Below are 18,249 nucleotides of genomic sequence, written 5' to 3'. Positions count from 1 at the left end.
TCATGGCCAAAAATTTATTAATCGTCGAGTCACCCGCAAAAGCTAAAACTATAGAAGGCTATTTAGGCAAAGATTTCCTGGTGAAATCTAGCTATGGCCATATCCGTGATTTAGTTAAGGGCGATATGGCGATTGATATCAAGAATAATTTTGCGCAGACCTACGAGGTACCTACTGACAAGAAAAATGTTGTCGCCGAACTAAAAAAACTAGCTAAAGAAGCCGAAATGGTATGGCTAGCATCCGATGAGGACCGCGAGGGGGAAGCAATATCGTGGCACTTATTCGAAACTTTGGGCCTAAAAGTGGAGAAAACAAAACGTATCGTTTTTCACGAAATTACCAAACCAGCCATTTTAAAAGCAATAGATAATCCGCGTGGAATTGATTATAATCTGGTAAATGCCCAACAGGCACGCCGTGTACTAGATCGTTTGGTGGGTTTCGAACTTTCTCCCGTTTTATGGAAAAAAGTTAAACCATCATTATCTGCAGGCCGCGTACAATCAGTTGCTGTACGTTTAATTGTTGATAGAGAGCGAGAAGTTTTAAACTTTAATGCAGCTGCAGCCTATAAAATCACGGCTCAGTTTTCCACTGGCAAAGGAAGAGAAATTGTAAAAGCAGAACTGCCACAACGTTTCGAAAATGAGGCTGATGCTGAAAAATTTCTTCAAGACTGTGTAAATGCAAGATTCGATATTACCAGTTTAGAAACAAGGCCTTCAAAACGTAATCCGGCAGCCCCATTTACCACCTCAACCCTGCAACAAGAAGCTTCGAGAAAATTAGGTTTTTCGGTGGCCAGAACCATGCAGGTTGCACAAAGGCTGTACGAAGCGGGTAAGATTACTTACATGAGGACAGACTCTGTAAACTTATCAGAAACTGCGATTAATGCTGCTGCTGCCGAAATTAAATCTGCTTACGGCGATAAATATCATCAGCCAAGGGTATATAAAACCAAATCAGCAGGTGCACAAGAAGCGCACGAAGCCATCCGCCCGACGTATTTCGACAGGCATACCGTAGATGGAGACATTTCAGAAAAACGTTTATATGATTTAATCTGGAAACGTTCAATTGCATCGCAAATGAGTGAGGCTTTATTTGAAAAAACAACTGCTCAGATTACTGCTTCAACCAGAAAAGAACACTTAGTGGCCGAAGGTGAAGTATTAAAGTTCGACGGTTTCTTAAAAGTTTATCTGGAATCTACTGATGATGAAGAAACTGATGAAAAAGAAGGCGGTGCAATTTTGCCTCCTTTAACAAAAGGACAAGAGCTATTTTTAAAAGAAATGCAGGCAACAGAGCGTTATTCGCGCCCGCCAGCAAGATATACAGAGGCTAGTTTGGTTAAAAAACTAGAAGAGCTGGGCATTGGCCGTCCGTCTACTTATGCACCAACCATTTCTACAGTACAAAACCGTGGTTATGTGGTTAAAGAAGATAGAGATGGCAAACAGCGTAATTTTACGGCTATCACTTTGGCTGATGGACAGGTAAAAAAAGAAATCAAATCGGAAATTACAGGTGCGGAGAAATCAAAACTCTTCCCTACTGATATCGGTGAGGTAGTAAACGACTTCTTGGTAGAACATTTCAAAGGTATTGTTGATTTTAACTTCACAGCAAAGGTGGAGAAAGAATTTGATGAAATTGCCCAAGGTTTACAAGAATGGACTAAAATGCTGCACTCATTTTATAATCCTTTCCACAGTGAGGTAGAAACAACCTTAGAAACTGCTGAACGCGCTACTGGCGAACGCTTATTGGGTATTGACCCTGCTACAGGTAAAAATGTATACACCAAGGTTGGTAAATTTGGACCATTGGTACAAATCGGCGAACTTGACGAAGAGGAAAAACCTCGATATGCCAGTTTAATGCGTACGCAGTCTGTTGCAACCATTACTTTAGATGATGCCCTGGAGCTGTTTAAACTTCCTTTCCAGTTACCTGATTTTGAAGGTAAAGAAGTAGTGATCGGTGTTGGCCGTTTCGGACCTTATGTGAAATGGGGCGAAAGTTTTATCTCGCTTCCTAAAAATGAGGAGCCTTTATCGGTAACTTATGAAAGAGCAGTTGAAATTATCAGAGAGAAAATGGATGCCGATGCGCCTATTGCCTTTTATGAAGGTTTAGGCGTTACAAAAGGTAAAGGACGCTTTGGTCCATTTATTAAATGGAACGATCTATTTATCAATATTCCTGCAAAAGGATACGATTTCGATAATTTAACACAGGAAGATATCAATACATTAATTGGCAAAAAAATAGAGAAAGAGGCCAACAGGTACATTAAAACCTGGGAAACCGAAAAAATATCTATTGAAAATGGCCGTTGGGGACCGTTTATCCGCTTTGGTAAACTGATGCTCAAATTGGGGAATAACGAGGCTACCAAGCAAAAATATACACCAGAAGAATTGGCTGATATTGATTTGGAAGTAGTTAAAAAGATGATTGTAGAGCAGGTTCCTAATGCTTTTGAAACGAAGAAAAAAGCACCGGCAAAGAAAAAAGCGCCTGTTAAAAAGGCTGTAGCTAAGAAAAAATAAAAATAAAGTCGACATGCTGAACTTGTTTCAGCATCTTTTAATACAAGACGCTGAAATAAATTCAGCGTGACGACAAATAGTAATTATGAAAGCAGATTTACCTGAAAATATAGTTGAAGATATTGCAATGGCTGTTGTATTAATGGGCGAAACACCTGAAGTAAAAAGCTGGACGGTTTATCTCGTTAATTTAAAAAACGAACCCATAACCAATGTTTTAATCAGCTCTAAAGGTTATGGCGAAAAAGATGGAAAGCAGGTAAAAACTTCTGTGTTAAGGCACTTCGTTGGTGATATGGAAGCACATTCTTTTGCAGGCGTGGAAGCCATTGATCCTGAAGTTTTTGGCCTAACCAACGAATATTGGCTAAGCTATTACATGGGCAATACCATTTACGACAAAAAATTTATATTCCTGCCCGAAAGCATCATCGATTCCAATCTGATCAAAATCCCATTGGTAAACCGACCTGGGGTAATGATTAAATAGTCTTAAGTCATTAGTCTTTGATTACCGACTTAGGACTCAAGACTGGGATCTGAACTAAGGCACTTTAACTGCCTGTCTGCCAAGCAATTTCCAACCTGCCTTTTCTTTACTCCATATTAAAAGGATATACAATTTCACATTCCCGGGAACATTTTTATCGTTTGTTTTAGCATTTAGGGTATGTCTGACCAAGGCTGTTTTATTCTGAATAATAACAGATTGATCCGTTAAATTGATATCTACAAAATCAGATTCTCCAGAAAGTAACGAATGCATAAATTCCTGTTTAGTCTGTATTTTTCCGCTCGAATGGCCGTAGCTTAAATTATTAAGCACAATCTTATCAAGAGCTGCACTATCTGGGCTTACCATCAGTTTGGTCAATAGCGTAACTGCATTTTCTACTTCAGCTTTCTGTGCAAAACAAAAATTAGTTGAAATTAACAGGCCCGAAAAAATCAAAAGTTTCTTTATCATATCTGGTTGTATTGGGGTTGACGCTGTAAACTTATCCAAAACCATGCAAAGGAACAAACCATAAACGTTAATTTTCAACATAATCTATTTTAAGGTGAATTTTAGTTAATTTTCGGATGGAATATACCATTTGGAGTTACAAATGATAATTGCGGCACATCTATTGCTTTTACCGCAACATTATTCCCATTTATATTAACGAATTTCAAACATGGAACAACCATCTACCTACCAGTCATCCTCCAAAAAGAAATTTATCTTCATCGGATTACTTGCTGTTTCTATAGCGGCGATTGTATTTATCTATTTCAATAGAAAGAAAAAAAATCATGAAGAAAATCAGGCCTATGCTAAATACATTGAAGCCTATACCTCTGGAACCATTTCTAAAAAGAGTTTTATTAGAGTTCACCTCGCCAATGCGGCAACAGGTATGCAGGATCTGGGCAAAGCAGATACACGCGAACTTTTCGACTTCTCTCCTTCTATCTCAGGCAAAACCTATTGGATAGACCCCCAAACGGTTGAATTTCGACCTGATGAAAACCTCAAGCCGGGCAAAAACTACGAGGCTACCTTTAAACTTTCGGAAGTATCTGCCACAGAAAAAGGTCTTGAAGATTTCGACTTTGAGTTTAAAGTAATTACCCGGGCCTAATGCTTTCTCAAAACGGATTGGTCTCGCAGAATAATACTGCGCTAGACTACATGAAATTAACCGGCGAAGTGGCCACTGCCGATGTGGAAGAAACCAGCAAAATAGAGAAAGCAGTTTCATTGGATTTTGACCAAAAATTAAAAATCAAATGGCAGCATGATCCAGCAAAAAACACCTCGAAATTTACTATCGACAGTATTAAAAAAACCGGAAACGATCAAACTTTAAAAATAGATTGGGACGGCGATGCTATTGATGCTGAACAAAAAGGAACTGTAGAAGTGCGTGTTCCGGCAATAAATAAATTCGAAATCCTGGACATGAAGGCTATTCAGGGCGAAGAAGATTACGCATTGGTACAGTTTTCTGAACCGATTGGCGTTGGCCAGGATTTAACGGGCATGATAACACTCGGCAATCTGAGCGATCTAAGATACACCATTGATGCCAGTCAGGTTAAAGTTTATGCAGCAGAAGAACTTAAGGGCAATTATGCGCTAAATGTAAATGCGGGCGTTGAGAATATCAATGCCCAAAAACTGGCTAATGGCAAAATGGCCAACCTTGTTTTCGAAGATAAATTACCATCGGTTACCATAGCTGGTGCAGGTACGATTTTACCCAACTCCGGAAAGCTGGTTTTACCTTTCGAAGCGATTAATTTAAAGGCTGTTGATGTTACGGTAATTAAAATTTACGAAAACAACATACCGCAGTTTTTCCAAACCAATAGCTATAAAGATGGTAACGAACTGCGTAGGGTAGCCAAACCTATTCTGCAAAAAACAGTGCGATTAGATGAAGATAAGGCACTTAACCTCCATAAAAAGAACCGTTTCACCCTCGATCTTGACAAGATGATCCGTACAGAGCCTGGTGCAATGTACAGGGTTACCATTGCTTTCAGGCAGGAATACAATGCCTACAATTGTAAAACCGGAGAAGAAAAAGCCAATGGTAGTGATGATGATGCTGAATATGGAGATTATGAAGGTTATGGTGAAAAAATTGATGAGGACGATGATTTCTGGCAGCGTTACAATAATTATTACCCACCAAATTACAGGTGGAATGATAAAGATAATCCATGTACACCATCGTTTTACACCAACCAGCGCTGGGCCAGCAGAAACTTAATTGCTTCAAATATAGGTTTGGTAGCCAAACGCGGTAACGATAACAGCATGCTCATTGTGGCAACCGATTTATTAACCGCAAAACCATTAAGCGGTGTAAACCTTGAATTGATGGACTACCAAAAACAGATCATTTTTACGACAAAAACTGATGGTGATGGTTTTGCAAGTTTTGACCTAAAACGCCAGCCTTTCTTATTGATCGCAAAAAATGGTTCAGAACGTGGCTATCTTAAATTAGACGATGGAAGCTCACTGCCTTTAAGCAGGTTCGATGTGGGTGGCGATGTAGTTCAAAGTGGCTTAAAAGGTTTTATTTATGGAGAACGCGGCGTTTGGCGACCAGGAGATAGTTTATTTGTTTCTTTCGTTCTGGAAGATAAACTAAAAAAACTTCCGGCCAATTATCCTGTAACCATGGAGTTCTATAATCCCAAAGGTCAGCTTTACAAAAGATTGATCAATGGCAAACCTTTAAATGGATTCTATACCTTTAAAACCGCTACAGAAAGTACTGCACCAACCGGCAACTGGATGGCCAAAGTTAAAGCAGGTGGAGCTACTTTTACCAAAACCTTAAAAATTGAAACCGTAATGCCAAACCGCTTGAAAATTGATTTCAACGTTGGTAATAGAACATATTTAAGCGCTGGAACATCAGCCGCTACACTATCTGCCAAATGGTTATTCGGTGCCGTTGCACAAAACTTAAAAGCAAAGGTTGATGTAAACTTAAACACTACCGAAACCAAATTTAAAGGCTTTGAAGGTTTTAGTTTTGATAACCCTACGGTTAACTTCCAATCGCAGGTTAAAACCATTTTCGAAGGTACCTTAAACCAGAACGGTACAGCTCAGATTAACACCAACCTCAATGAAAACAATACCGCTCCTGGTGTATTAAGGGCAAACTTTACCACCAAAGTTTTCGAACCAGGGGGTAATTTCAGTATCGATAATTTTAGTATACCTTATCATGTGTATAACAGTTATTTAGGTATCCGGCCAGAAAAAGGCGACCGTTTAAGCGGTATGTTAGTTACTGGGAAAGAGCATAAAGTTGAAATTGTAAATGTAAATACCGATGGAAAACTGTTAAGCGGCACCAAAACCGTTCAGGTTGAATTATATAAAACGCAATGGCGCTGGTGGTGGGAACAAGATGACCAGTATACTTATGCCAACTTTACCCAAAACCAATATAACAAACTGGTAGAAAGTCATCAGGTAAACTTATTCAACGGAAAGGGAAGCTGGAACTTACGTGTTGACGAACCAGAATGGGGCCGTTATCTGATTTTAGTACGCGATGTAAATGGTGGACATGTCACCGGAAAATCTGTTTATATAGATTGGCCGGGCTGGGCACAGCGCGAACAGGGCAGCAACCCAACAGAGGCGTCTATGTTATCTTTCACTGCTAATAAAGAAAAATTCACGGTTGGAGAAGATATTACCTTAACCATACCAACAGGCAAAAATGGAAGAGCGTTAATCTCCATTGAAAATGGAAGTCGGGTATTAAAAACCTTCTGGGTAGATACCAAAGCCGGACAGACGCAATTTAAGTTCAAAGCGGAGAAAGAGATGGCACCTAATGTTTTTGCCAATATCACTTTATTACAGCCGCATGCACAAACGGTAAACGATTTACCAATCAGGATGTACGGCGCTATTCCACTTTCGGTAGAAGACCTGCAAACCATCCTAAAACCAACCATAAAAATGTTGGATAAAATCAAGCCTGAAACCGAAAACACCATCACAGTTGGTGAACAGAACGGCAAAGCAATGACCTATACCATTGCCCTCGTAGATGAAGGTTTATTAGACTTAACACGTTTTAAAACACCAGATCCACATGGTGCATTTTATGCCCGCGAAGGTTTGGGTGTAAAAACATGGGATTTATTCGACTATGTTTTAGGCGCATGGGGAGGGAATTTAGAACGCATTTTAAGCATTGGTGGTGATGGTAGTATCAACAAGAACTTAAATCCAGCAAAAGCCAACCGTTTTAAAGCAGTGGTTAAATTTATGGGGCCATTTACCATTGGCAAAGACGAAAGTAAAACACACAAGTTTAAATTACCACAATATATTGGTGCGGTAAGGGCTATGGTAGTTGCCGGACAGGATGCCGCATATGGTTTTACCGAAAAGTCGGTTCAGGTTAAAAAGCCGTTAATGGTTTTGGCTACTTTGCCAAGGGTTATCGGTCCGGGAGAAAGTTTCACCTTACCAGTAACCGTTTTTGCCACAGAGAATAACCTAAAAAATGTATCAGTACAACTTCAGGCAAGTAATTTAATTGTTCAAGGCACTAACAAACAGCAGCTTTACTACAAACAAACAGGTGAACAAATGACCTATTTTGAAGTTAAAGCACCAAACACAGTAGGTATTGCCAAAGTAAAAGTGATTGCGCAAAGTGGCGCTGAAAAAACAGTTTATGATGTGGAAATGGATATCAGAAATCCAAATCCTTACGTAACTAATGTGGTATCAGCAACTGTTCAACCGCACACCAAATGGGCTGTTAACTATTTACCAATCGGTATGACGGGAACAAATTCTGGTTCACTAGAGGTCTCTTCTATCCCTGCAATCAGCCTTGGCAAAAGATTGAGTTATCTTATTCAATATCCGCATGGCTGTATAGAGCAGACTACCTCGGGTATATTCCCCCAATTATTCCTGGATAGATTAAGTCCGTTGAATGAACAACAAAAAGCCACAACAGAGAAAAACATTAAAGCCGGAATAAACCGAATTAAAGGCTTCCAGACTACAGATGGTGGTTTGTCTTACTGGCCTGGAGAAGGCACTTCTGATGAATGGGGAAGCAATTATGCCGGTCATTTCTTGGTTGAAGCGCAAAATGCTGGTTATACCCTTCCTGTTGGTCTTTTAGATGAGCTATTGCGCTATCAAAAATCAAAAGCAGCAAACTGGGCACCAAACAGTAATAATTTTTATGGAGGAGACTTATCCCAGGCCTATCGTTTGTATATGCTTGCCTTAGCTAAAAAACCTGAAATGGCAGCAATGAACCGTTTAAAAGCTTTTGAATACTTATCAATCGCTGCAAAATGGCGATTGGCAGCTGCTTATAAACTGGCCGGACAAAATGATGTTGCCCAAAATATGATCAGAGGTTTAGATACATCCATTCAGGCTTACAAGCAATTGGGTGGAACTTATGGCTCGGATGTACGTGATGAAGCTATGATTTTAGAAACCCTAACCCTACTTGGTCAGAAAGCAAAAGCCGCAAGTTTATTACTGCCATTAGCTGCAAAATTAGGCGAAAATACCTGGTACAGCACACAAACAACCGCTTATAGCTTGTTGGCTATCGCTAAATTCTGTGGTTCAAATCAATCGGCAAATAAACTGCAATATCAGTATATACTGGATGGAAAATCGGCACCTGTAAGTTCAAATCAACACATTAACAGTACACCTGTAACCTTTAAAGGAAATACGGCTTCAATTACCAACAATGGCAATAATGTACTGTTTGTTCGTTTGGTTTTAGAAGGACAACCAGTTGCAGGTCAGAATAACTTTTTGCCAAACCGACCAGAGGTATTGGATATGAGCGTGACTTACAAACGTTTAAACGGTAAAGTACTGGATCCAACCACCTTAAAACAAGGAACAGATTTCTATGCAGAAGTAACTGTAAAAAATCCTGGCAGAATGGGCTATTACGAACAAATGGCGCTAACACAGATTTTCCCTTCAGGTTGGGAAATTATCAATACCCGTGTAAATGACAACCAGAGTATTTTAGCTTCATCACCTTTTACTTATCAGGATATTAGGGATGATCGCGTTTTCACTTATTTTAATGTAAGGGAAGGCGAAAGCTTGGTTTATAAGGTATTGCTTAACGCATCTTATCTCGGCAAATATTATTTATCGGCTGTTCAATGTGAAGCAATGTACAATAATGATATTTCGGCAACTGAAGCTGGTAAATGGGTGCAGGTGGTGAAGTAGAATAAAAAATTAGTTGTAAACCTTGCAGGTTTTAAAAACCTGCAAGGTTTCTTATTCTTAAAAAATTAAATGAATAAAATCCCAAAAGCTTTCCTTATTTCCGATTTCACCTGCTTTGCACTGCTTTTGGCTTTCCTTTTTTCATTACCATCAAAACTTTTCAAAACGCCCACCTCCTATGTTATCGAGGCCAGCAATGGTAATTTATTAAGTGCCGCAATTGCCAGCGATGGACAGTGGCGTTTCCCAGTAGCTGATAGCGTTCCGATAAAATTTAAGGATTGTATTATTGCTTTTGAAGATAAACGCTTTTATAGCCACCTTGGCATAGATATATTGGCCATGAGCAGAGCCATGCGGCAAAACTGGAAGGCAAAAAGTGTAGTAAGTGGCGGCAGTACATTAACCATGCAGGTTATCCGTTTATCACGAAAACAAGACCGAACGATTTGGCAAAAATTATTGGAAGCGATTTTAGCCTTACGCTTAGAAATAAAATATTCAAAAGAAGAAATTATTGGCCTATACGCTGCCAACGCTCCTTTTGGGAGTAACGTGGTGGGCTTGGAGGCAGCAAGTTGGCGATATTATGGTCGGGATGCTAAAACACTTTCATGGGGCGAGATGGCCACTTTGGCCGTTCTTCCTAACAGTCCGTCGTTGGTTCATCCTGGTAAAAACTCGACGAGATTAATTAAAAAAAGAAATGATTTATTAGATAAGCTGGCTAAACTAAAATATATCGATCAGGCTACTGCAAATTTAGCTAAGTTAGAACCCGTTCCAGGCAAGCCTATGCCCTTACCTCAAAATGCGTCACATCTATTGAACCGTTTTAAAGTAGAACGTGCGAGTCTTAAAATCTCATCTACAAAAATTACGTCTACATTGGATGAAAATATACAACTAAAAGTTAATGCCACATTAAAACGGTACAATAACCGCTATCGGGCAAACGACATCAACAATATTTCTGCCTTGGTGCTCGATACCAGAACAGGTCATGTAGTAAGTTATGTAGGAAATATCTATCAGCCAGAAAACACCGAACTGCAAAGCCATGTGGATATGATTAAAGCACCACGAAGTCCTGGCAGTACCCTAAAGCCTTTGCTTTATGCCAGTATGCTAAATGATGGCTTTATATTGCCGCACACCCTGGTTCCAGATATTCCGACTCAAATAGCGGGCTATTCGCCACAAAATTATGATCTGGGTTATGACGGTGCCATTGCTGCTGATAAAGCGCTGAGCCGCTCCTTAAATATCCCTGCAGTAAAAATGTTGCAGCAATATAAATACGAACGTTTTTACGATAAATTAAAAAAACTTGGGATAGGAACACTGAATCAGCCAGCAGATCATTATGGTTTATCGCTAATTTTGGGTGGTAGTGAAGTTACGATGTGGGATCTGGCCAACACCTACATGGGCATGGTACGTACACTAAACCATTATAACACCTATAAAGGCCTTTATAATCCTGAAGATTATAAACAGGCAAGCTACTTTAATAATAAAACCAAAGAAGAAAAAGACTATCAGCGTAATTCATTTTTAGATCATGGTGCAATATGGGCAACCTTTAATGCCATGGAAGAAGTGATGCGCCCGGGTGATGAAGGTTTGTGGGAACAATTTTCCTCATCGCAAAGGATAGCATGGAAAACAGGTACAAGTTTTGGTTTCCGCGATGCCTGGGCTATAGGTCTAAACCCAAATTATGTAGTATGCGTTTGGGTGGGAAATGCCGATGGCGAAGGCAGACCAGGTCTTGTTGGAATAGAAGCAGCTGCACCAGTACTCTTTGATATTTTCAGGTTATTACCCAATGGAAAATGGTTCGAAACGCCCACAACTAAACTCAAAAAGCTTAATATATGTAAAAAAAGTGGTTACAAAGCAGGAGAATACTGTAATGAAGTAGCACAAGAACTTGTACCAGTTTCAGGAGAAAAGACTGCTGTTTGTCCTTTTCACAAATTGGTTCATTTAGATAGAACAGGCACTTTTAGGGTTACCGACCAATGCGAAAGTATAACACATATGCAACACAAAAGTTGGTTTATTTTACCACCAGCAATGGAATATTATTACAAAATAAAAAATAGTGATTATAAATCCCTCCCTCCTTTTAAGGCTAGCTGTGATCTCTCTGGTGGAAATAGTGCAATGGAGGTAATTTATCCGAAAAACAATGCAATAGTTTACATTCCCTTAGAGCTAGATGGAACAAGGGGTAAAATTGTGATTAATGCAGCACATAGAAATCCAAGTGCTAAAATATATTGGCATATTGATAATGAATATGTAAGCACTACCACTAACTTCCATCAATTGGCTATTAGTCCGCCCCCTGGTAAACATACTTTAACCCTCGTTGATGAAAACGGAGAAAGGCTGGTGCAAACTTTTACAGTTTTGGATAAAGAAAAGAAGTAACTGCAAATGTAAACCTCAGATTTACATGATACTCGACAAATTGTATACCTCAAAGGATATCAACGTCTTGCTGAACTTGTTTCAGCATCTTTTATGGCAAGAAAGATCCTGATCCCGAAGTTTCGGAGCAGGATGGTACCGCTTTAAATGGCTTACGTAAATTTATTATACTTCAGTTCTTTTAACTACTAGCTGCCGCGAAATTGTTCCATAAACAATTAGATACTGTGCAATCATATAGGTTGCCATAATTAAAGCTCCGCTCTGCGGAATGGGCTGAGCAAATTTATTCACAGCCAACACACTATCTGACAATAAGAAAAACAAGGCACCGTATAAAATGAGTTTAAAACTGAAAATGTTCACTTTCCCATATCGGTTAACGGCCATAATAGCCATAACTGTGATAATAATAGCATACATTAAAACTGGGAACTGCATTGCGCCTAGTTTTGGCTGCAGGTAGAAAAACAGACCAGAGCAAAAAATGGCAAAAACGCCTACTGCCCACAAAAAGTAAGGCGTTTTGTGGTTAGGATTCGATCTATGATCGAGTGTAAACGCCCTGATGTAAAAAATATGGCAGGCTACAAAGGCAATTAATCCGTATATAAAAAAACTTGATTTATCGCTTTGAAACATCAGCAAAATATCGCCAATCCATGCAAAAATTAATCCGACAAAAATTCTCTTGTGAAAACGCCCCTTCAAATTTGTACTGAGATAAAGCCACACCAAAAGTACCACCACAATTAGTGGTTTAGAGAAATTACGTAGCTCAATATTATTGGCATATTCTGCATATAGCTGAATTACAAATACGAGGAAAAATATAAATGAAAATAGTTTAGTCTTCATTAGAATCAGGATTTGCCTTTTGCAAATTAAAAAACCAAATTACGGATATTAACTGGATAGCCACAAAAATTACTTGATATCCGACCGGAAATTTCAAAAACAAAATCAGCAGAACACCTAATAGCAGCCTAAAATATTCGAACCTAATTTGCCATGCCTTTCCTTCTAACAGCGCGCCACAGCTAATTAAGGTGAATAGTGTAAAAACAGCTCCAGAAACTAAAGGAATGATTTCCATTTCATGGTAAGAAAACAATATTGTAGCGCCTGCAGCTAAAGCGATCAAAAACTGGAATAAAACATAACCTGTTAACTTTGATTGATATCCTGGATTATATTTTTTATAGGTTTCTATATTTATTTCAGGTGCAGGTTGGTATCCACCCAGGTGCGATGGAAACCAGCCCGGAGGTTTAAGAAAAACTTTAATCTTGTCACTAAATTTAGGTGATTGCTTTGCTGTTTTAACCAAATCATTCCAATAATGAAGATTTGCCCAAACGGGATTCCAACTGGCTAAAGGTTTGGTGATACCATAATAAACCGCTTCTTCTTCCTTCTGAAAAGTTCCAAAAAAGCGATCCCAGATAATTAGTGTACCGGCATGGTTTTTATCAATATATTTTGGATTAGAGCCGTGGTGTACCCGATGATGTGAAGGTGTATTTAAAACATACTCCAAAAAGCCCATGCTTTTAATGGCCCTGGTATGAATCCAAAACTGATACAAAGTATTGAAAGCGCTCAATGTTAAAAACATGATAGAGTCAAAACCAACGAAAGCCAATGGCAGGTAAAATATCCAGCTAAACCAGCCCTGAAACCAGCTCTGCCGTAGGGCTACGGTTAAGTTGTATTCTTCTGATTGGTGATGTACAATGTGTGCAGCCCATAAAGCATTTATTTCATGGCTCATCCGGTGAAACCAATAATAGAAAAAATCGACACCAATAAATAACAGGATCCAAACCCATATTGTCTTGGGTAATTCAAATAAACGCCAATGCTCAAAAATATATTTATAACCAAAAAACAATGCGGTTTTCATAAAAATACCGGTGAGTTGCTGCCCTATACCCTGACTTAAATTGGCAATACTATCATTAAACCGATAATAATTTAGTTTTTTATAAAAATTATAGGCCAATTCTATTCCGATCAGAATAAAAAATATCGGTACAGATAATGCAATGTAGTCTACTTTCATATAAACAGAAAAAATATTTGGCTAGCAATATTTATCTTACAATTTAGCAAATTTCCGGCTCAACATAAAATCTACTCCATGTAATATTTGCGCTTGTTAGGCTTTTAGTTATTAATTCTATCAAATTCAGCTTACCTTTGCAAAGGCTAAACTAATGGTTTTGGCGTTGTTAAATTTTCATTTAAAATCATCCCATCTATGAAAAAATTATTTCTCTTTCTTTTGCCAATGGCCATGGCATTTTATGCAAAGAGCCAAACACTGGTATTAGCTAAAGATGCCGCACAATACATCGGTAAAAATGTAACCATTTGCGATTCAGTATATAGTGCAAAGGCTTTAGATAAATTAACGCTAATTAATTTAGGTGGTGCTTATCCAAAAGAACTGCTTACAGTAGTCATAAATAAAGAAGATGAGCATAAATTCCCTTCAGAACCTTCAAGTATGTTTATGGGAAATAAAATTTGTGTTACTGGCATCGTATCAGATTTTAAAGGTAAAAAACAGATTTTAGTTACCGATCCGAAGCAGATTATTGTAAAATAAACATCTTAATCATCAGATTGTGGTATTATTGCCGTTTTAGCTGCCTCTATATAAAGCAAAATCTGATTAACGCAGGCAGTTAAACATTCTTTCACCTCATGTTCCCAAAACCGCATTACGGTATAACCATTAGCGCTTAACTGTTGGTTAATATATTTGTCGCGTTGTATATTTCGTTCAATCTTTGGGATCCAAAAACCAGCATTTGTTTTTAAGGTCGATTTCTTTTCATCCCATTTGTATCCATGCCAAAAATCGCCATCTACAAATATGGCGAGCCTGTATTTATTGATAACCAAATCTGGTTTACCAGGGAAATTTTTAGGATGGATTCTGAACCTAACTTGTTTAGCCCAAAGCGCCTTACGAAGTTTCAACTCAGGCAGGCTATTTTTTGCCCTAATTTTAGACATGCTCTTACTTCGTTGCGTAGTGGTGTAAAAACCAGCACTTTCTTCAAAGCGGGGAACTTTAATATCCTCTTCTTTATATGGCTTAGGCCCCATACTTAAGAAAACCATCTATGGCTGTAAATTGTTTAAAAACAAGATGGCTGAGGCACACAATACCTATCAACCTAAGCACCTCCTAATTTAAAGGAGGTAAGCTTCGGCCGGAGCGTTAATACAAAAAGTATAATTTATGAGTAAATTGTAGAATGGGGTGCTCCTTCAGCTGGCAGGAAATTAATCCTGCCAACCTCGTAAGCATAGATATCCTTATTATCTAGCTCGAAGATTGAAAATCATTTTAATATATCATAACGAATTATACGGATAGGCGTATTTCCTTGATGAATAGTTTTATTTCCTTGATGAATATTTTTAGTCTTGTAGTTTTTCTTACACTAAAAATTTAATGATTAGATAAGGTAAGCCTAAAGCTACGGCACCTCCATAGATAATATCAAGCCAAAAGAAAGATCCCAAAGCACCGGCGTATATAAAACCGACTATAGGGGTTACCACAATTTTAGATAACCAGGAAGTAGTTTTCGATTTTACAACCGCATTCCATAAACTGTTTGCATCACCTGTACTTGGAAATGCATGCGCACCGATCGAAATGGCCAGATACATCAGCAAATAATCTAAAACATTGGCCGAATCGAATTTAAATTGCAGCGAAGCCGAAAAACCAATAATAAAACACAGGAGTGTGTTAATAATAAAAGGCCCCACAGAAATAAATACCGTTTGATAAACCTTTGTTGCGGGCTCGTGTAAAACATAACCTACTGGATTTTCGGGTCTAAAATAGCAAACTTCAAATACTGGAACCTTAAATAACCTGCAAAAAAGCTGGTGAGCAAGCTCGTGCACAATTACACCTGGAAAAGTAACGATACTGATTAATATACCTGGAACAAACATAATCTTATCTTCTAATTACCTATAAATTTCTGAACCCAAAATAATGGGTGATAAACGCTTCGATATAGTACTATCGCCCGAGTGGGTTTCGTGGGCCTTTATTTTTGCCAAACTCGCTAAACTTTCCTTTTTCCTGCCGGCAAAATAGTCTACCATTGCCGTAGCTTCAATAGCACTATCATTCTCAGGATCGAGGGTCAGGGCTTTTGAAGCAAAAACGGCAGCCTCTCTATCATGTTTTCGTTTAAGTTCAATCCTTGCCTTTTGCGATAAAACATAAATATCTTCAGCATTAAATGCCAATAATCGATCGCAAAGGGCCAAAGCTTCATCATATTTGGCTGTATTTCTTTTAACAGCAGTTTTCAAACTCAAAGCTTGATAAAAATTAGGATTAACCGCCAAGACCTTGTTTACAATCCCATCAACCCGATCATAATCTTTTGTTTCGAATAAAAAATTAGCGATATGCGTTTTTAATACAATTTCGTCGGTACTATCTACAAGTGCCAATAATTTTTCTTTATCCTTTGCAACGGCAACAATGCGTTTATACATCAACGTATCCTTAGGGAACGATTGGGCAATATATTCAGAGGCTGCATTTACCGTGCTCAATAAAGTTTGATCCTCTGTTTTTATATCTGCTACCTTGTCAAAAGCGATCTGGTATGCTTCAAAATCAAAATTATAGGCACTTGCAACCATCATATAAGCATTGGCATTGAAATCTTTCGGGAACTTGTTCAACACTAAACTCAACTCACGTTGTGCTGTTACAAAATGTTTTTGATCTATTGCATTCTCAGCTTTGCCTAAATGGACTGCAGCAGAGATATATTGCTGTGTACGCACCAAACTGATCACCATAACCGCTAAGATGCCAAGTGCAAAAAATTTAATCCATTTGGGTATGGGATACTTAATTAAACTTTTTCGGCAATCAGAACATAAATTAATGGTATAACCAGGCTCGTATACGTTTACCTGACAGTTTGCGCACAGGCTTTCGTTAAAATGGCTTTGTGGCGCACCTGCTGTGGAATGATTTTCCTCCATGTGAGATTCGTTAAAGTCATAAAGATAATATTTTTTAACAATTTCGGCTATTAAGCGCATCTAATTTAAAAAGCTTGGATTTTTTTATTTCTATTGGCATAAAATCCATAGTTTTAGGCTTCCATCAACCTACACACATGCTTTTAAAACGAAATACGCTAATTTTTATACTCTTTGTACTAGTTGCTGCTTTTGCTTATCTAAGTTTTTTTATTGCGCAGCATCCCATACTTGATTTTGACATTAAAACCTCGTTATTTATTCAACGATACCATGCAGATTGGTTAGATAAGTTAATGTTGGCTATCAGTTTTTTTGGCGAACTCCCCTATTCTTTACTTTCGGTAGTGGTAGTGGCAATCATATTTTATCAGCAAAAATATAAACGCGAGGGACTATTCATTTCTTCAGTTTTACTATCTGGATTAATTATTCTAGGCATAAAAAATGTGATTAACCGTCCGCGCCCTACTGCATTTTACGTACGACTGGTGGAAGTAAACCGATTTCAAAGTTATCCAAGTGGGCATGTTCTTTCTTACACACTCTTTTTTGGGTTCTTAATTATTTTGATGACTACTTTGAAAGATGTGCCAAAGCTAACCAGAAATCTAGTAACTTATTTATCGATGTTTTTGATAATTACCATTGCCCCTTCCAGAATTTACCTGGGTGCACATTGGTTTACCGATACAGTTGGTGGTTTTTTGTTAGGCTTAATCTGCCTTTTCCCCCTTTGCTATTTTTACTTTAAAAAGAAAACGAACTAATTCTTTTCTCCTAGTTTTTCTTTCTTTCTGATTCTGCTTAAAGTTTCGATTCGCATCCCCAGATAGCTCGCCAAAAATTTTAGCGGAACCCTAGACTTTATACTAGGATATCCGATTTTAAACTGTTTATACCTCATTTCGGCTGAAGGGATTCGCGATAAGATAGATCGCTCTTGCGACATATGGTAATTTATAGCCAATAATTTTCTGGCTAAAATATTGGTTTCAGGAAATTGTGTGTACATATCGTCAATAAAACGATACGAGAGTATAAGTAGTTCTGAGTCTTCCAGCGCCTGATATTGCTCCTGATAAGTCGGGATAAGCGTCCCTGGATTTCGAATACTCCCGATCAGGTGATTTTCATCCGCTAACCAGGCGGTAATATCTTTTCCTTCATCCAGCACAAAAGCCCGCACTACCCCTTTAACAATAAAGAACAAACAATCGCCGCTAATATCGCTAAGGTTAGACAAAAGCTCATTCTTACGCACAGAAATTTTGAATGTTTCGGTCTTTACCCGCTCAATTATTTCTTTTCTTAATGGCTGTAGCTCATTTAAATATTTGAGAAGAGGATCAATGTCATAATGTACAGCGGTCATAATATTTATCCCCCTATTTTAAAACTATATAAGTTATTACCTGAATATCGGAT

General features: G+C 38.3%; 14 protein-coding genes. 7 read left to right on the top strand and 7 right to left on the bottom strand.

Annotation, left to right across the window (positions count from 1 at the left end; all coding sequences use genetic code 11):
• The first annotated feature begins 2 nt into the window (after positions 1-2).
• Complete coding sequence (topA, locus tag H9N25_RS07175) at positions 3-2,564, top strand: type I DNA topoisomerase (protein ID WP_190328423.1); 2,562 nt, start codon at positions 3-5, stop codon at positions 2,562-2,564.
• A gap of 85 nt (positions 2,565-2,649) precedes the next feature.
• Complete coding sequence (locus tag H9N25_RS07170; protein WP_167294038.1) at positions 2,650-3,054, top strand: hypothetical protein; 405 nt, start codon at positions 2,650-2,652, stop codon at positions 3,052-3,054.
• Positions 3,055-3,108: 54 nt separating this feature from the next.
• Here the strand turns inward: H9N25_RS07170 and H9N25_RS07165 are convergent, their stop codons facing one another.
• Entirely contained in the window at positions 3,109-3,612 is a 504-nt protein-coding gene (locus tag H9N25_RS07165) for a nuclear transport factor 2 family protein (RefSeq protein WP_223833650.1), read from the bottom strand.
• Between the two features lie 130 nt (positions 3,613-3,742).
• Here H9N25_RS07165 and H9N25_RS24475 point away from each other — a divergent pair, with 130 nt between their 5' ends.
• The 3 genes from H9N25_RS24475 (at position 3,743) to pbpC (ending at position 11,775) form a co-directional block, all read left to right on the top strand.
• The gene (locus tag H9N25_RS24475; protein ID WP_223833649.1) at positions 3,743-4,189 is read left to right on the top strand and encodes an Ig-like domain-containing protein; all 447 of its coding nucleotides are present in this window, start codon (positions 3,743-3,745) and stop codon (positions 4,187-4,189) included.
• Positions 4,189-9,333, top strand: a complete 5,145-nt coding sequence (locus H9N25_RS07160; RefSeq protein ID WP_223833648.1) for an alpha-2-macroglobulin family protein — start codon at positions 4,189-4,191, stop codon at positions 9,331-9,333. The genes H9N25_RS24475 and H9N25_RS07160 overlap by 1 nt, the downstream gene beginning before the upstream one ends.
• 69 nt (positions 9,334-9,402) lie before the next feature.
• The gene (gene pbpC, locus H9N25_RS07155; RefSeq protein ID WP_190328422.1) at positions 9,403-11,775 is read left to right on the top strand and encodes a penicillin-binding protein 1C; all 2,373 of its coding nucleotides are present in this window, start codon (positions 9,403-9,405) and stop codon (positions 11,773-11,775) included.
• A gap of 165 nt (positions 11,776-11,940) precedes the next feature.
• Here pbpC and H9N25_RS07150 read toward each other — a convergent pair whose 3' ends face one another.
• Positions 11,941-12,633, bottom strand: a complete 693-nt coding sequence (locus H9N25_RS07150) for a lysoplasmalogenase (RefSeq protein ID WP_190328421.1) — start codon at positions 12,631-12,633, stop codon at positions 11,941-11,943.
• Entirely contained in the window at positions 12,623-13,840 is a 1,218-nt protein-coding gene (locus tag H9N25_RS07145) for a sterol desaturase family protein (RefSeq protein WP_190328420.1), read from the bottom strand. The genes H9N25_RS07150 and H9N25_RS07145 overlap by 11 nt, the downstream gene beginning before the upstream one ends.
• 198 nt (positions 13,841-14,038) lie before the next feature.
• Between H9N25_RS07145 and H9N25_RS07140 the strand changes: the two genes are divergently transcribed.
• Complete coding sequence (locus H9N25_RS07140) at positions 14,039-14,389, top strand: hypothetical protein (protein WP_167294033.1); 351 nt, start codon at positions 14,039-14,041, stop codon at positions 14,387-14,389.
• A 5-nt stretch (positions 14,390-14,394) separates the two neighbouring features.
• Here H9N25_RS07140 and H9N25_RS07135 read toward each other — a convergent pair whose 3' ends face one another.
• The 3 genes from H9N25_RS07135 to H9N25_RS07125 form a co-directional block, all read right to left on the bottom strand.
• Complete coding sequence (locus H9N25_RS07135) at positions 14,395-14,910, bottom strand: very short patch repair endonuclease (protein WP_223833647.1); 516 nt, start codon at positions 14,908-14,910, stop codon at positions 14,395-14,397.
• Between the two features lie 321 nt (positions 14,911-15,231).
• Entirely contained in the window at positions 15,232-15,762 is a 531-nt protein-coding gene (locus H9N25_RS07130; protein WP_208398883.1) for a metalloprotease family protein, read from the bottom strand.
• Positions 15,763-15,777: 15 nt separating this feature from the next.
• Positions 15,778-16,881 (bottom strand): tetratricopeptide repeat protein, encoded by a 1,104-nt coding sequence (locus H9N25_RS07125; protein WP_190328419.1) that lies wholly within the window; start codon positions 16,879-16,881, stop codon positions 15,778-15,780.
• Between the two features lie 77 nt (positions 16,882-16,958).
• Here H9N25_RS07125 and H9N25_RS07120 point away from each other — a divergent pair, with 77 nt between their 5' ends.
• Positions 16,959-17,591 carry a phosphatase PAP2 family protein gene (locus H9N25_RS07120; protein ID WP_167294031.1) on the top strand — a complete coding sequence of 211 codons (633 nt, stop codon included), beginning with the start codon at positions 16,959-16,961 and terminating at the stop codon, positions 17,589-17,591.
• Here the strand turns inward: H9N25_RS07120 and H9N25_RS07115 are convergent.
• A complete protein-coding gene (locus tag H9N25_RS07115) occupies positions 17,588-18,196 on the bottom strand; it encodes a Crp/Fnr family transcriptional regulator (protein WP_190328418.1) in 609 nt (202 codons plus the stop codon). The genes H9N25_RS07120 and H9N25_RS07115 overlap by 4 nt on opposite strands.
• Positions 18,197-18,249: the final 53 nt, after the last annotated feature.

It is taken from the genome of Pedobacter riviphilus (genome assembly GCF_014692875.1).
Lineage (GTDB): Bacteria > Bacteroidota > Bacteroidia > Sphingobacteriales > Sphingobacteriaceae > Pedobacter > Pedobacter riviphilus.
Note: the sequence above shows the minus strand (reverse complement) of the source record. Positions and strands in the feature narration are given on the sequence as shown.

What these genes read in the sequence shown, in the direction of transcription:
- H9N25_RS07150 (WP_190328421.1), bottom strand. Translation starts at nt 12,633, where the DNA reads ATGAAGACTAAACTATTTTCATTTATATTTTTCCTCGTATTTGTAATT.
- H9N25_RS07165 (WP_223833650.1), bottom strand. Translation starts at nt 3,612, where the DNA reads ATGTTGAAAATTAACGTTTATGGTTTGTTCCTTTGCATGGTTTTGGAT.
- H9N25_RS07120 (WP_167294031.1), top strand. Translation starts at nt 16,959, where the DNA reads ATGCTTTTAAAACGAAATACGCTAATTTTTATACTCTTTGTACTAGTT.
- H9N25_RS07130 (WP_208398883.1), bottom strand. Translation starts at nt 15,762, where the DNA reads ATGTTTGTTCCAGGTATATTAATCAGTATCGTTACTTTTCCAGGTGTA.
- H9N25_RS07170 (WP_167294038.1), top strand. Translation starts at nt 2,650, where the DNA reads ATGAAAGCAGATTTACCTGAAAATATAGTTGAAGATATTGCAATGGCT.
- H9N25_RS24475 (WP_223833649.1), top strand. Translation starts at nt 3,743, where the DNA reads ATGGAACAACCATCTACCTACCAGTCATCCTCCAAAAAGAAATTTATC.
- topA (WP_190328423.1), top strand. Translation starts at nt 3, where the DNA reads ATGGCCAAAAATTTATTAATCGTCGAGTCACCCGCAAAAGCTAAAACT.
- H9N25_RS07115 (WP_190328418.1), bottom strand. Translation starts at nt 18,196, where the DNA reads ATGACCGCTGTACATTATGACATTGATCCTCTTCTCAAATATTTAAAT.
- pbpC (WP_190328422.1), top strand. Translation starts at nt 9,403, where the DNA reads ATGAATAAAATCCCAAAAGCTTTCCTTATTTCCGATTTCACCTGCTTT.
- H9N25_RS07125 (WP_190328419.1), bottom strand. Translation starts at nt 16,881, where the DNA reads ATGCGCTTAATAGCCGAAATTGTTAAAAAATATTATCTTTATGACTTT.
- H9N25_RS07135 (WP_223833647.1), bottom strand. Translation starts at nt 14,910, where the DNA reads ATGGTTTTCTTAAGTATGGGGCCTAAGCCATATAAAGAAGAGGATATT.
- H9N25_RS07140 (WP_167294033.1), top strand. Translation starts at nt 14,039, where the DNA reads ATGAAAAAATTATTTCTCTTTCTTTTGCCAATGGCCATGGCATTTTAT.
- H9N25_RS07145 (WP_190328420.1), bottom strand. Translation starts at nt 13,840, where the DNA reads ATGAAAGTAGACTACATTGCATTATCTGTACCGATATTTTTTATTCTG.
- H9N25_RS07160 (WP_223833648.1), top strand. Translation starts at nt 4,189, where the DNA reads ATGCTTTCTCAAAACGGATTGGTCTCGCAGAATAATACTGCGCTAGAC.